Origin of the sequence: Herbaspirillum sp. WGmk3, from assembly GCF_023952535.1 — a bacterium.
Classification (GTDB): Bacteria; Pseudomonadota; Gammaproteobacteria; order Burkholderiales; family Burkholderiaceae_D; genus Herbaspirillum; species Herbaspirillum huttiense.
In genome coordinates, this window is the sequence record NZ_JAKYWT010000001.1 from 1,198,801 (window position 1) to 1,212,157 (window position 13,357).

At 65.0% G+C, this 13,357-nt stretch carries 13 protein-coding genes; 6 read left to right on the forward strand and 7 right to left on the reverse strand.

The features are described 5' to 3' along the window. Positions 1–18: 18 nt before the first annotated feature. Entirely contained in the window at positions 19–1,203 is a 1,185-nt protein-coding gene (locus MKD49_RS05250; protein ID WP_034332429.1) for an ABC transporter substrate-binding protein, read from the reverse strand. A 212-nt stretch (positions 1,204–1,415) separates the two neighbouring features. Between MKD49_RS05250 and MKD49_RS05255 the strand changes: the two genes are divergently transcribed. Genes MKD49_RS05255 through MKD49_RS05270 form a run of 4 tightly spaced genes read left to right on the forward strand, consistent with a single transcriptional unit; the run spans position 1,416 to position 4,980 of the window. Next, positions 1,416–1,868: a hypothetical protein gene (locus tag MKD49_RS05255; RefSeq protein WP_051156467.1), complete on the forward strand. Its 453-nt coding sequence runs from the start codon at positions 1,416–1,418 to the stop codon at positions 1,866–1,868. Positions 1,869–1,877: 9 nt separating this feature from the next. Then, positions 1,878–2,846 (forward strand): polysaccharide deacetylase family protein, encoded by a 969-nt coding sequence (locus MKD49_RS05260; RefSeq protein WP_252695649.1) that lies wholly within the window; start codon positions 1,878–1,880, stop codon positions 2,844–2,846. Positions 2,847–2,873: 27 nt separating this feature from the next. Next, entirely contained in the window at positions 2,874–4,106 is a 1,233-nt protein-coding gene (locus MKD49_RS05265) for an amidase (RefSeq protein ID WP_252695650.1), read from the forward strand. 31 nt (positions 4,107–4,137) lie between these two features. Further along, complete coding sequence (locus MKD49_RS05270) at positions 4,138–4,980, forward strand: GntR family transcriptional regulator (RefSeq protein ID WP_252695651.1); 843 nt, start codon at positions 4,138–4,140, stop codon at positions 4,978–4,980. A 96-nt stretch (positions 4,981–5,076) separates the two neighbouring features. Here the strand turns inward: MKD49_RS05270 and MKD49_RS05275 are convergent, their stop codons facing one another. From MKD49_RS05275 to MKD49_RS05290, 4 genes are all read right to left on the reverse strand, one after another. After that, positions 5,077–6,087, reverse strand: a complete 1,011-nt coding sequence (locus tag MKD49_RS05275; RefSeq protein WP_134136597.1) for an LLM class flavin-dependent oxidoreductase — start codon at positions 6,085–6,087, stop codon at positions 5,077–5,079. A 95-nt stretch (positions 6,088–6,182) separates the two neighbouring features. Further along, positions 6,183–7,211: an NADP-dependent oxidoreductase gene (locus MKD49_RS05280; protein WP_252695652.1), complete on the reverse strand. Its 1,029-nt coding sequence runs from the start codon at positions 7,209–7,211 to the stop codon at positions 6,183–6,185. Between the two features lie 74 nt (positions 7,212–7,285). Continuing rightward, complete coding sequence (locus tag MKD49_RS05285; RefSeq protein ID WP_039787399.1) at positions 7,286–7,885, reverse strand: TetR/AcrR family transcriptional regulator; 600 nt, start codon at positions 7,883–7,885, stop codon at positions 7,286–7,288. A gap of 58 nt (positions 7,886–7,943) precedes the next feature. Further along, positions 7,944–9,191: an MFS transporter gene (locus tag MKD49_RS05290; RefSeq protein WP_252695653.1), complete on the reverse strand. Its 1,248-nt coding sequence runs from the start codon at positions 9,189–9,191 to the stop codon at positions 7,944–7,946. A 101-nt stretch (positions 9,192–9,292) separates the two neighbouring features. Between MKD49_RS05290 and MKD49_RS05295 the strand changes: the two genes are divergently transcribed. Then, positions 9,293–10,249 (forward strand): GlxA family transcriptional regulator, encoded by a 957-nt coding sequence (locus MKD49_RS05295; protein WP_252695654.1) that lies wholly within the window; start codon positions 9,293–9,295, stop codon positions 10,247–10,249. 6 nt (positions 10,250–10,255) lie between these two features. On the opposite strand, the gene MKD49_RS05300 is transcribed toward MKD49_RS05295, so the two are convergent. Then, positions 10,256–11,413, reverse strand: coding sequence for a metallophosphoesterase (locus tag MKD49_RS05300; protein WP_252695655.1), 1,158 nt, complete (start codon positions 11,411–11,413; stop codon positions 10,256–10,258). Between the two features lie 328 nt (positions 11,414–11,741). Between MKD49_RS05300 and MKD49_RS05305 the strand changes: the two genes are divergently transcribed. Continuing rightward, a complete protein-coding gene (locus MKD49_RS05305; RefSeq protein ID WP_034341298.1) occupies positions 11,742–12,284 on the forward strand; it encodes a hypothetical protein in 543 nt (180 codons plus the stop codon). A 109-nt stretch (positions 12,285–12,393) separates the two neighbouring features. On the opposite strand, the gene ppk2 is transcribed toward MKD49_RS05305, so the two are convergent. Next, the gene (ppk2, locus tag MKD49_RS05310) at positions 12,394–13,305 is read right to left on the reverse strand and encodes a polyphosphate kinase 2 (RefSeq protein WP_209534339.1); all 912 of its coding nucleotides are present in this window, start codon (positions 13,303–13,305) and stop codon (positions 12,394–12,396) included. Positions 13,306–13,357 lie beyond the last annotated feature (52 nt).

A 13,357-nucleotide genomic window follows, 5' to 3' on the forward strand; every position in this document is an offset into this window, starting at 1 on the left:
TCGTCTTTGCAAAAGGTGTTACTGGGCCAGGCCAACCGGCAGGATGCGGTTGTCGATGAATTGCGCCCAGACGTAGTCATCGGCTTGCAGGGCGTCATGCACGGTCGGGCTGAAGGGCTTGACGTAGGTCTTGATCAGGCCTTCATAGCGGTCGATCTTGTAGAAGCCTTCGCGCACCGCATCGCCGTTGGTGGAGCCGGCCTTGGCGATGGCCAGTGCGGCCAGTTGCATGCCGTCATAGGCATTGGCCACACCCACGGCCGGGGTGATGTCGTCCGGGCCCTTGATGGCGGGGTACTTGGCCTTCAGTTCGGCCACCACCTTCTCGCCCACCGGCGAGAGCTTGCCGAAGAAGCTGAAGGTCTGGATGAAGTGCACGTTCTTCGCGTTCGGTCCGGCCAGTTCGGTGAAGCGGCCGCCGGCCGGGCCCCAGTGCGAGACCACCGGCACCTTCCAGCCCATGCGGTCGAGCGACTTGACCACCTGGGCCGAGGGGCCGACGTTGCCGACCAGATAGAGGGTGTCGGCACCGGCCGCCTTCAGGCGGCTCAGTTGCGGCACCACGTCGACGTCGCTGGCTTCGAATTTCTCGATGCCGGCGGGCTTCAGGCCCTTCTCGGCGAGCGCGGCGACGATGCCTTTTTCATTCGATTCGCCCCACGGGTTGTTGACCAGGATCAGGCCGGCCTTGCTGCTCTTGAAGGTCTTTTGCGCGTAGTTGAGCATGGCCTTGTCCACCAGTTCATCCACTGCCGAAACGCGGAAGGCGTAGTTGGGATTGGCACCATTCTTCGTCACACCGGTGCCGGCTGCCCAGGGGCCGACGAAGGGCACTTTCTCCTGGTTGATGATGGGCACGATGGCCATCGAGACCGGCGTATCCAGGCCCCCGAACAGCACTGCCACCTTTTCCTTGAAGATCAGTTCGCGCGCGGCCACCACGCCCTTGGCCGGATTGCCTTCGTCATCGCGGCGCACCAGTTCCAGCTTGCGCCCGCCCAGCAGGCCGCCCTTGGCGTTGATCTCGTCGATGGCGATGCTCATGCCGCGCGTCAAGGCTTCGCCGGCCTGGGCCGACTGGCCGGAAAGGGCCGTGACCAGGCCGATCTTGATGGGGTCGGCGGCCAATGCCAGCGGCGACAGCGCGGCGGCGAGGGTCGCGGCTGCGGCGGCGATGAGGGTACGGCGGGTCAGGCGAATCATGGTGTTGCCTCCATAAGGTTCCGAGAAGTGAGTGTGTGGCTTTGCCCGGCATGACTTATGCAAGGGCTATGCCAAGCGCAGCAGGAAGCATTATTTTTTGCCGACAATATCTCTCTTATAGTGGCGGCATTAAATACGGCATATTGCTGCTGATCGGATATTTAACTTGCATTCAATAATGCACAACGCTTGTGCAAACCATGGAGAAAATGATGCACGCCGCACCATCATCAATCACCGGACAGGGAACAACCCTGCCTCCCCTGCCCTATGATCCGGCCGCCCTGGTGGACGAATACCTGCGCGTGCTGATGATTCCCGACCCCGTGGCCGCGCGCCGCTTCGTCTCGCCGGAGCTGAAGATCCGCTTTACCGGCGGCCGGGAAATGATCGACCCGGCGCAATGCGCAGCCTTCAACGCCACCCGCTATGGCTGGGTCAAGAAGCGTTTCGAGGGCACTGAAGTGGTAGCCGGTGCCACGGTCGAACAAGCCATCGTCTACAACCGTGGCACGCTGTTTGGCGTGTGGCCCGATGGCGAGGCCTTCGAAGGCAATCGCTACGTGGACCGCTACGTCATCCGCCACGGGCTGATCGTGCAGATGGATGTGTGGAACGACAGTGCCGAACGCCTGCTGGTGCGCGCCGGCCTGGCCGAGCTGTAAGGAGGCCGCATGCAAGCGACGATCCTGCCGCCCAATGCGGGCGAAGCGCTGGGCCATGATGATGGACGGGATGCCTATGGCGTGCTGCGCTCGCATGGCCGCTTCGGCTATTCGCCCATCCATCGCCGGCCCGACTATTGCTGGCCCAATGGCGCGAGACTGGCGGTATACCTGGGCTTCAACATTGAGCACTTCGCCTTCGGTGAAGGGTTGGGTGCCAAGCTGGGACCGGTCTGTCCGGAGCCCGACGTCCTCAACTATGCCTGGCGTGAATACGGCAACCGTGTCGGTGCCTGGCGCTGTCTGGAACTGTTCGAGCAACTGGGCCTGCCGGCCGGCGTGCTCATCAACACCGCGCTCTACGATCATTGCCCGGAACTGGTGGAAGCCTTCGCCGCGCGCGGCGATGAACTGATTGGTCACGGCCACACCAATGCGCATCAGCAAGGCACGCTGGACGAGGAAGCCGAAGCGGCCCTGCTGCGCCACTGCCGCACCCGCATCCAGGCTGAGAGCGGGGTAGAGCCCACGGGCTGGCTCTCGCCCTGGATTTCGGAGAGCCTGGTCACGACCGACCTGCTGCAGGAAACCGGCTATCGCTACAACCTGAACTGGGCCCATGACGACCAGCCGGTACGCATGCGCACCCGCACCGGCGAGACGCTGTGGTCGATTCCCTATCCGCAGGAATTGAACGACATCCCCATGATCGTGGCGCGCCAGATGGATGGCCGCGACTTCGCCCGCATGATCGTGGACAACTTCGACGAGATGCGTGAACAGGCGCTGCGCCAGCCACTGGTGATGGGCATTGCCCTGCATCCCTACCTGGTCGGCCAGCCTTATCGCCTGCGCCATCTGCGCACCGCCCTGCAGCACCTGGCGGCGGCGCGCGATCGCGGCGAGATCTGGTTCACCACACCCGGCGCGATCTGCGACCACGTGGACAGCCTCGAACAATTACGCCAGCCGTTCTGAGCCGGCATGACGCACCAGGAGAATGAATTGAGCACTGCCCAGGCCACGGCCACCCGCACCACCGCTTTCGAGATCAATGACCACGTGGGCGCCTTCGTGCCGCATGGCCGCTTCACCCTGCCGGGCGCTGCCAGCGGCCCGCTGGCCGGGTTGCGCTTCGCTGCCAAGGACTTGTTCGACGTGGCCGGCCACCCGACCGGCGCCGGCAACCCGGACTGGCTGCGCAGCCATCCCATCCCCACGCGCAGCAATGCGCTGGTGGAGCAGTTGCTGCAGGCCGGCGCCACGCTGGTCGGCAAGACCCTGACCGATGAACTGGCCTACAGCATTCACGGCGACAACCATCATTACGGCACGCCGGTCAACAGCGCCGCACCGGAGCGCGTGCCGGGCGGCTCCTCCAGCGGCTCGGCCGCTGCGGTGGCGGCGCGCCTGTGCGACTTCGCGCTGGGCACCGACACCGGCGGCTCGACCCGCGTACCGGCCAGCTATTGCGGCGTGTGGGGCCTGCGTACCAGCTTCGGCTTGCTCTCCACGGCCAGCATGGCGCCGCTGTGCCCCAGCTTCGATACGGCCACCTGGCTGGCGCATGATGCGGGGACCTTCGAACGGGTCGGGCAGGTGCTGCTGCCCAAGACCGGATCCGCGCAACTACGCAAGGTCTTGCTGCCGTTCGATCTGCTGGAACTGGCCGAGGCCGAGTTCCATCCGGTCGTGCAGCGGGTCTACGACGCACTGCGCAGCGAACTGCCCGGCGAGCACATGCGGCTGTCGGGCGACGAAGGCGAACTGGAGAGGTGGCGTCAGGCCTACATCCATGCCTCGGCCTTCGATGCCTGGCAATGCCATGGGGCGTGGATCAGTTCCGCGCGTCCGGTGTTCGGTCCTGCGGTGCAGGCGCGCTGGGACATGGCGCAGAACATCAGCGCCGACACCGCCCGCGCCGCGCGCGAGAAACAGGATCTGGTGCGGCATCGTGTACGCTCCCTGCTGGGCGCCGACGGAGTGGCGGTGATGCCGTCCGCATCCAGCGTGGCGCCCTTGCGTGACGCCACGGCGGCCGAGATCGACCAGGTGCGTGCGCGCACCTTCCGCCTGACCTGCGTGGCCGGACTGGCGGGCTTGCCGCAGGTGAGCATGCCCTTCACCACTCCCGCCGGACTGCCGATCGGCGTATCATTGCTCGGCCCGGCCGGCAGCGACCTGGCCCTGATCGGGCTGGCGACGCGCCTGTGGCGCAGCCTGCAGGCAGCACCGTGAGACCGGGCATGATCCACCCCATGACTAGACGATGAGCGACCTCTCTCCCCGCAAGACGGCCAAGCCGACTTCCCGAACTGGCAAGTCCCAGGAGCACGCCACCAAACCGGCAGCGGCACCGGCCCGCCAGAGCCGCCCCGGCCGTCCGCGCGTGCGGCACGACGACCTGGCCGATACCGCGCCCCTGGTACTGGAAGGCGAAGCGGGCGAGGACATCATCGTGCGCATCTACCAGACCGTCTTCGACAGCGTGATGAGCCAGCGCCTCACCCCCGGCACCAAGCTGCCGGAGGCGGCGCTGTGCGAACTGTTCGGCGTGGGGCGCACGGTGGTGCAGAAGGCGCTGCAGAAACTGGCGCACGAACACATCGTCGAGTTGCGGCCCAATCGCGGTGCCGTGGTGGCCATGCCGACACCGGAAGAGACCCGCGAGATCTTCGAGGCGCGGCGCGCACTGGAAGGCGCCATCATGCGGCTGGCCGTGCGCAATGCGACGCGCGCCGACCTGGCCAAGCTGCGCCGCCAGCTCAAGGAAGAGCACCAGGTCATGCACAGCTATGCGCAGACCCACTGGGCGCGCCTGGCCTCGTCCTTCCACATGCGGGTAGCCGAGCTGTCGCGCAATGCCACGCTGCAGCGCTATCTGGGCGAACTGGTGTCACGCTGCTCGCTGATCGTGGCGCTGCATGAGCCGGCCGGATATGCAGCCTGCGAGCACGATGAACATACGCATATCGTCGACCTGATCGAGCGCGGCGATAGCGAGGGTGCGGTGGCAGCCATGGAAGCGCATCTGGTCTCGCTGGAGGAACACATTCATCTGGTCAGCGAAAAGAGCGGCAACAGCCTCGCGCGGATGCTGGGGATGGAATAAGGTCATCACCCGCATCACCTGCATCACCTCGCAGGGATGAAAAAATGGCGGCAAGGACTGAAGTCCCTGCCGCCATTTTTACGTGCAAACCGTCGATCAGATGGTGACCGATTCCTTCAATGCCTCGCGCGCTTGTGCTGCAATCTCGAAGGAGTGCAGGCGCGCCGCGTGATCGTAGATCTGCGCGGTGATGATGAGCTCATCGGGCGCATGTTCATCGATGAAGGCTTGCAGGCCTTCTTCCACGGTCTCGCGGTCACCGACCACGGCGCAGGAGAGCGAGCGCTCGACATGGGCCTGTTCTCCCGGCTGCCACAGCGCATCGATGTCATCCACCGGCGGGCGCAGCTGGCCGGGCGTGCCCCGGATGAGATTGAGGAACTGCTGCTGCAGCGAGGTGAAGAGACGCTCGGCTTCGCGCTGGGTATCGGCGGCGAAGACGTTCAAGGCCAGCATAACGTAAGGCTTCTTCAAGGTCGCCGACGGCTTGAAGCGCTCGCGGTAGATCTGCACGGCCGACTTCATGAAGCCCGGCGCAAAGTGCGACGCGAAGGCGAACGGCAAACCGAGTTCGGCCGCCAGCTGGGCGCTGAACATGCTGGAACCCAGCAGCCAGATCGGCACTTTGAGACCGCTGCCCGGGACGGCACGCAGGTTCTGGTAGTCCGAGGGTTCGTCGAAATATTCCTGCAGTTCGATGACGTCCTGCGGGAAGTTGTCTGCCGTATCCCCGCCCATGTGGCGGCGCAGGGCGCGCGCGGTGCGCTGGTCGGAACCCGGCGCGCGGCCCAGGCCCAGGTCGATGCGGCCGGGGTAGAGCGACTCCAGCGTGCCGAACTGCTCGGCGATGACCAGCGGCGAGTGGTTGGGCAGCATGATGCCGCCCGAGCCGACGCGGATGGTTTTGGTGTTGGCCGCCACATGCGAGATCACCAGGGACGTGGCCGCGCTGGCGATGCCGGGCATGTTGTGGTGCTCGGCCAGCCAGTAGCGTTTGTAGCCCAGGGCTTCGGCGCGCTGTGCCAGTTCCTTGCTGTTGTTGAAGGCCTGGGCGGCGGTGCTGCCCTGGTTGATCGGCGACAGATCTAGGACGGAAAACGGAATCATGCAGGAATCCTTGTCGAGTCGGCACGGCCTTCACAGGCCGTGCCGGTGGCCGGGTAGCTTCCCCGGAAAAGGCGTGCGGTGGACGGTGCGCGGACTCAGTCCAGCTTCACCACCAGCTTGCCGAAGTTCTTGCCTTGCAGCAGGCCCATGAAGGCTTCAGGGGCCTTCTCCAGGCCTTGCACCACGTCTTCGCGGTAGTGCAGCTTGCCTTCCTTGAGCCAGGTGCCGACTTCCTTCTGGAAGGCCGCATACAGGTCGGGACGATTGACGTAGTAATCGAAGATGATGAAGCCCTGCACGCGGATGCGCTGCGTCAGCAAGCGGCGCAGAATGGCGCTGCTCTCGGTGGCCAGGCCGCCGCCGTTGTAGTGGGCGATCAGGCCGCACACCGGCACGCGGGCGTGAATGTTGAGCAGCGGGATAACCGCATCGAGGACGGCGCCGCCAACGTTTTCGAAATACACGTCGATGCCGCGCGGGCAAGCCGCCTTCAGTTGCGCGGCGAAGTCGGGCGCACGGTGGTCGATACAGGCATCGAAGCCCAGTTCCTTGACTGCCGATTCGCACTTCTGCGCGCCACCGGCGATCCCGACCACGTGGCAGCCGCGCTGCTTGGCGATCTGGCCGACCAGCGAACCGACCGCACCGGTAGCGGCGGCCACGACCACGGTTTCACCGGCGCGCGGCTGGCCGATGTCGATCAGGCCGGCGTAGGCGGTGTAGCCGGGCATGCCCAGCACGCCCAGCGCATGCGAGGGATGGGCGAAATCGGCGGGCAGCTTGTTGGCACCGCTGCCGTCGGAGATGGCGTATTCCTGCCAGCCGGTATAGGCCATGACCAGGTCGCCTTCCTTGAAATCGGGATGGCGCGAGCTGACCACGCGCGACACCACGCCGCCGGTCATGACGCCGTCGATTTCCACCGGCGGTGCGTAGGAAGGCGCATCACTCATGCGGCCGCGCATGTAGGGGTCCAGCGAGAGCCATTCACCGCGCAGCAGCATCTGGCCTTCCTGTACTTCCGGAATGGCCACTTCTTCCAGGCGGAAATTTTCTGCAGTGGGAGCGGCAGCGGGACGCGAAGCGAGGACGATGCGGCGGTTGGTCTTGGGCAATTGAGTCATGGAAATCCTTTCCGTATTCGGTTCATTGAGAGGCGCGGCGCGCCATCGAATCCTTCTGGCCTGATATGGCTTGATTACTGCGGTGCGACCAGCACGTGCCGCGTGACCAGCATGGCCGCTTCCATCGGTGCGCGGTCACGGCCCAGCTTGGACAGCAGGCTGGCACCCAGCCACTGCTGGTACAGCATGGTGGCCGTGGCCAGCGGTTGCAGCACAGTGTGCAGCGAGCCTTCGGCGATGCCTTCCTCGATGCAGGCGGCGATGCGTTCGATGAAACGCTGCGTGCCCCCGTGCAATACCTGGCGCATGTCGTCGGAGAGGTCGGCCACTTCGGCGGAGAGCTTGACCACCAGGCAACGCTGCTCGGCTTCTTCGCAGCACTGGCTTTCCAGCCAGTATCCCCAGTAGGTCAGCAGGCGCTCGCGGGCGCTGCCGCCTTGGCTGCGGTCGGACAGGACGTGATCCAGCCGGTCCAGATAGCCTGCCACATAATGCTCGATCAGTTCGCGGCCATATTGTTCCTTCGATCCGAAGTAGTGATAGAAGGAACCCTTGGGAATCTGCGCCGCCGCCAGGATCTCGGCCAGGCCGACGCCGGTGTAGCCCTTCTGCGCAATGAGCGCATGGCCGGCTTGCAGGATGTGACGCTTGTTGTGGTCGTAGTGTTCTCGCATGCGGCCCATTCTAACGGAAAATTAGACCGGTCGTCTAAGACCGGTCTTTTTCGCCAGATCAGCTTGATGCCGGTGCCTTGCGCGCAGGTGGAAACAGCGGCCACACCAGCAAGGCCACCCCTGCCGTGACTATCCACACGGCGGGCCAGCCGTGCCAGTGCAGCAGCAGCGGAATGGCCTGGGCGGTGAGGAAGAAGACGCCGAACACGCAGCTGTTGCCCAGCCCCAGCGCGGTGCCAACCTGTGCCGGACCCGCCGCCACGGCCAGTTCGGCATAGGCCACGCCATGCCATGCGGAGACCACCACGCCCGCCACCACCAGCACGCCGCCCAGCCATTGCAGAGAGATGGAGAGGCCGCTGAGCGAAGACACGCCCAGCAGCAGGAACAGCAGCGCACTGCCCAATGCGCAAGCGCGCAGATAAGGACGGCGCTGGCCGCGCCGGTCGGTCCAGCGGCCACTGGCGATGCGCGCCACCGCTGCGCCCACTTGCACCAGCGTCAGCAACACGCTGATGAGGAGCAGACCGGCCTGCCCCACTTCATGCAGGAAGATGCCGCCGAAGCTGATCAGCGCCACCTGCGGCGCACACAAGAGGCCGGTGCCCAGTGCCAGCCGCCACACCAGCGGACTGCGCAGGGCCGGCATCGCAACCGGGGTTGCCGCGTGCGCGTGCGATGCCTTGTGCGGCTCGCGCAGCCACAGCAACACCAGCGCGACGCTGGCCAGGCACAGGGCCATCAGGAAGCCATACACCGCACCGAAGCCGGCTCGCGCAGCCAGCGTGGGCAAGAGCAAGGCGCCGATACCGCCGCCGAGCGGAACTGCCGTCTGGCGGATGCTCATGGCGAGTCCCCGCTCGCCCTCTGCGAACCAGGCCATGATGGCGCGTCCGCTGGCGCCGTTGACACTGCCGCCAAGCAATCCTGCCAGCGTGAGACCAACGCATAGCCACACGAAGGCCGAACCGCCCTGCCCCGGCCGCGCCATCGCCATCAACAGGCACAGCGCGGCGCTGGTCCCCAATAGTCCGGCCAGCAGCACCTTGCGGTCCCCCAGGCGATCGGTCAGCACGCCCCAGGGCAGTTCGCCCAGGGCCACGCCCAGGCTCAGCAATCCGAGCGCCAGGCCCAGTTGCGCATTGCTCAGGTGATAGTCGCTGCGCAGCACCAGCGAAGTCACGGGGAGGCCGGAGAACACGGCCGAGAAGCTGGCATTGGCGGCAACGCCTGCAGCGAGGACCTTCCAGCGATGGGCCGACGGGCTGCCGGGGACGGTGGCGGGATGGGTGGATAGCGTGGACAAGGCAGTCTCCGGTAAGGATCAGGCCTTGCAGTGTGGCGTGCAGCCGCATGGCTTGAATGTCATAATTCCGGCATTCCCGGCCATTTGACGTTTTCTGCACCATGCCCGCGCGCGACATCGCCTTCCTCATTTTTGCCGATTGCAGCATGCTCGATTTCACCGGCCCGCTGTCGGCCTTCGATGCCGCCAACCGCGTGAGCGGACGCGCGCTCTACCGGATCACGCTGCATTCCGAGCCGGGCGGCCTGATCCGCAGTTCGGCCGGGGCGATGATCCAGACCGAGCGCATTGGCCGCGCGAGTTTCGATACGCTGGTGGTGGCGGGGGGCGGTGCGCCGCGCGAGGGGCTGGTGTCCGAAGCACTGCGCCGCTACATCCTGCGCGCAGCCAACCGTTCGCGCCGCATCGCCGGTGTATGCACCGGGGCTTTCGTGCTGGCGGCCGCAGGCCTGCTCGATGGCAAGCGCGCCACCACGCACTGGCGCATGGCGGCCAAGCTGCAACAGATGCATCCGCAGGTGAAGGTGGACAGCGACCGCATCTATTCCTGCGATGGCAAGGTGTGGACCTCGGCCGGCATTTCCGCCGGGATCGACCTGGCGCTGGCCCTGATCGAGGAAGACCACGGTGCGGAACTGGCCAAATCGGTGGCGCGCGAACTGGTGGTGTATCACCGCCGTCCGGGCGGCCAGTCACAATTCTCGGCCTTGCAGGAAATGGATGGGGGCTCGGAGCGCATCCGCCGCGCACTCAGTTTTGCGCGCGCACATCTGCATCAGGAAGTGACCGTCGACACGCTGGCCGAAGTGGCCTGTCTCAGTCGCCGCCAGTTCGATCGCAGCTTTGCGGCCGAGACCGGCCAGACCCCGGCGCGCGCCATCGAACAGATGCGCGCAGAAGCGGCGCGGCTGCGCATCGAACAATCACAGGACAGCCTGGAGAGCATCGCCCGCGCCACCGGCTTTGGCGATGCCGAGCGCATGCGGCGCGCCTGCCTGCGGCTGTTCGGCCAACCGCCGCAAGCCATGCGGCGGCTGGCGCGGCTGGACGAGGAGTGACTCGGTTCAGCGGGTGGTCAGGCGCACGCGGGTGATTTCGGACGGGGCCAGCAGCCGCTTGGGCGGGCCCCAGTAGCCGGTGCCGCGGCTGACGTAGACCCACAGGCCTTGCAGGCGCTTGAGCCCGGCCACATACGGCTGTTGCAGCGGCACGAAGAAATTCCACGGGAAGAATTGTCCGCCATGCGTATGGCCCGACAGTTGCAGGTCGAAACCGGCCTCGACGGCCGCCGTGGCGCTGCGCGGCTGGTGCGCCAGCAGCACGCGCGGATGGCCGGTGGGCGCATCGGCAATGGCGGCGTGCGGATCGCTGCGATGGGCTTCGTCGAAATGATGGGCGGTGTAGTCCGTCACCCCGGCCAGCACCAGACCCGCCCCTTCATGGCGCAGGACCACGTGTTCATTCATCAGCACGGTCACACCCAGGCGACGGACTTCATCGATCCATTCGTGGGCATTGGAGTAGTACTCGTGATTGCCGGTGACGAAGTAGGCACCATGCCGCGCCCGCAGTTGCGCCAGCGGCGCGGTGTGCGGGGCCAGCTGGCGCACGCTGCCATCGACCAGGTCGCCGGTGATGGCCACCACGTCGGGCTGCAGCGCATTGACCTTGTCGACGATGGCTTGCAGATAGGGCGCCTTGATGGTGGGGCCGACGTGGATGTCGCTGATCTGGACGATGGTGAAGCCCTCCAGCGCTGCGGGCAGGTTGGCGATGGGCACGCTGACCTCCACCACGGCAGCGGTGCGGCGGGCGTTGAGATAGCCGATGACCGTGGCCGCTGCGGTGAGGGCCAGCACCAGCCAGGCGCTCAGTTCCACCATCTCGTGCTGCTGGATGGGCGGCAGGTGCAGCCACGGTAGCGCGGCCAGCGCCAGCGCGCGCAAGAGCGTGAGCAGCAGCGCCGAAGAGAACGCCCCCATGGCCAGCATGCCGGCCCAGGCCACGCGGTCGGCGGCGATTTCGGACAGGCCGCGCCGCTTGAGATAAGGCACGGTCAGCGCTACCGGCATCAGCAGGAAGGACAGCAGCAACAACGCTGCGCCCAACGTGATCCAGCCCGCGTGGGTGGTCAGGGCCGGCAACAGCTGCCAGCCTATCCAGGCATGCAGCGCGGCCAGCAGGCCGAGGACGGTCAACAGCGAAAAGAGGCTACGGCGCATGGAAAACCTTTGAAAGAGGACACATTGCCCGGAACTGCGGGGGCAGGACCAAACTTGCCGGAAAGCAAGCATATGAAGGCTTGAGACATGCTTTTCAAGCAATTTCTGCGAAAAACCTCGTAAATCCTGCCCAAAATGGCTCATCGGCAGGCAGCAGAAATGGTCAGATGAAGAAAAAGTCCGCCGCGGGTATGCAATAAGACGCGCAGAGGAGGATAATATTGCCTCTATCCCCCCGTTTTTAATTCGCGCGACCTTGGCGGCGACAGCCGCATCGATGGCAAGAGCATCGACACCAGGCCGCGCCTGCATCATTGGAAGAGTTATTTTGAGTTCAAGCAAAACCAAACGCTGGCATGGCAATGTCGAGGCGATCAAGGCCGAATTCCTCAACGGCGTGATTACCCAGATGAGCTCCTACGGCGACCGCGTCCATTTCAGCATGTTCGGTTCGGTGCAGAAGCCGCACTATGAAGTCATCAACAGCTTCGACAAGAAGATGGCCTTCGATGGCAACCATCACCTGCACCGCGCCGAGGAAACCGAATTCGGTCCCGGCAACGTGACGCCCATCTTCACCCTCGACCAGATCAAGCGCATCGTCGCCACCGGCGGCAGCGGCACCCGCAGCACGCCGCGTTCGGCGCGTGCCTCCTCGGCCCGCAGCGCCGCCGGCAGCGCCCGCCCGACCACTGCCGCCGCCCGTGCGCGCGAAGCGGTCGATGGCGAGAAGTACGCCTACTTCAAGGCCAACCGCCACATGCTGCCCGATGAAATCAACCAGCATTCCGATGAGATCAGCAAGCTGATGCTCAATGGCATGTCGGCGGAACAGGCCTTCGGTGAAGTCATTTCCAAGTACTTCGACTGAGACTGATCGCACTTCGGGATAGTCGCGGCGCAACCCGCCGCACTCTCCAAATGAAAATGGCCGGAGCTCAGTCTCCGGCCATTTTCGTTGCGGCGCCCTGCTCTGCCGATCAGTAGATTTCCGGCACGATCATGGAATCGGGCACGGGATGGCGCTCGTAATCCTCATGGCGTTCACGCTCGGGCAACTGCACGGTCGGATGCGGCACTTCCGCGTAAGGCATCTGCTGCAGCAGATGGCTGATGCAATTCAGGCGGGCCTTCTTCTTGTCCACCGCCTGCACGATCCACCATGGCGCTTCCGGAATGTGGGTGCGTTCCAGCATCACTTCCTTGGCCTTGGTGTATTCCTCCCAGCGGCGGCGCGATTCCAGGTCCATGGGGCTCAGCTTCCATTGCTTGAGCGGATCGTGGATGCGCGAGAGGAAGCGCAGGTGCTGTTCTTCATCGGTGATCGAGAACCAGTACTTGATGACCTGGATGCCGGCACGCGTGAGCATGCGTTCGAACTCGGGCACCGAGCGGAAGAATTCCTCGTATTGCTCGTCGGTACAGAAACCCATCACGCGCTCCACGCCCGCACGGTTGTACCAGCTGCGGTCAAACAGCACGATCTCGCCGGCTGCCGGCAGGTGCGATACATAGCGCTGGAAGTACCATTGCGTGCGTTCGCGGTCATTGGGTGCCGGCAGCGCCGCCACGCGGGCCACGCGCGGGTTCAGGCGCTGGGTGATGCGCTTGATGACACCGCCCTTGCCAGCCGCATCGCGTCCCTCGAAGACGATCACCACCTTGTGGCCGGTCTGCACCACCCAGTCCTGCAGCTTGACCAGTTCGCCCTGCAGGCGGAACAGTTCGCGGAAATACAGGCGGCGGTATTCTTTTTCCTCGCTGCCGTGGGCGCTGGAAAATTCGCCGGTGACCGGATCGACGGTGCGGTCTTCCAGCTCCAGTTCCATTTCTTCATCGTAGCTGTCGGCCAGTTCGCGGTGGACGCGCTTGACCAGTTCTTCCTTATCCATCATGTCCTCGTATCCAAGATAAAGTGGCGAACGCTGCACTCCCCTTCGCCTG

Bases quoted from the DNA above. Each gene is read 5' to 3' on its own strand.
- ppk2 (WP_209534339.1), bottom strand. From the start codon at position 13,305: ATGGATAAGGAAGAACTGGTCAAGCGCGTCCACCGCGAACTGGCCGAC.
- MKD49_RS05260 (WP_252695649.1), top strand. From the start codon at position 1,878: ATGCAAGCGACGATCCTGCCGCCCAATGCGGGCGAAGCGCTGGGCCAT.
- MKD49_RS05255 (WP_051156467.1), top strand. From the start codon at position 1,416: ATGCACGCCGCACCATCATCAATCACCGGACAGGGAACAACCCTGCCT.
- MKD49_RS05300 (WP_252695655.1), bottom strand. From the start codon at position 11,413: ATGCGCCGTAGCCTCTTTTCGCTGTTGACCGTCCTCGGCCTGCTGGCC.
- MKD49_RS05250 (WP_034332429.1), bottom strand. From the start codon at position 1,203: ATGATTCGCCTGACCCGCCGTACCCTCATCGCCGCCGCAGCCGCGACC.
- MKD49_RS05285 (WP_039787399.1), bottom strand. From the start codon at position 7,885: ATGCGAGAACACTACGACCACAACAAGCGTCACATCCTGCAAGCCGGC.
- MKD49_RS05275 (WP_134136597.1), bottom strand. From the start codon at position 6,087: ATGATTCCGTTTTCCGTCCTAGATCTGTCGCCGATCAACCAGGGCAGC.
- MKD49_RS05280 (WP_252695652.1), bottom strand. From the start codon at position 7,211: ATGACTCAATTGCCCAAGACCAACCGCCGCATCGTCCTCGCTTCGCGT.
- MKD49_RS05270 (WP_252695651.1), top strand. From the start codon at position 4,138: ATGAGCGACCTCTCTCCCCGCAAGACGGCCAAGCCGACTTCCCGAACT.
- MKD49_RS05295 (WP_252695654.1), top strand. From the start codon at position 9,293: ATGCCCGCGCGCGACATCGCCTTCCTCATTTTTGCCGATTGCAGCATG.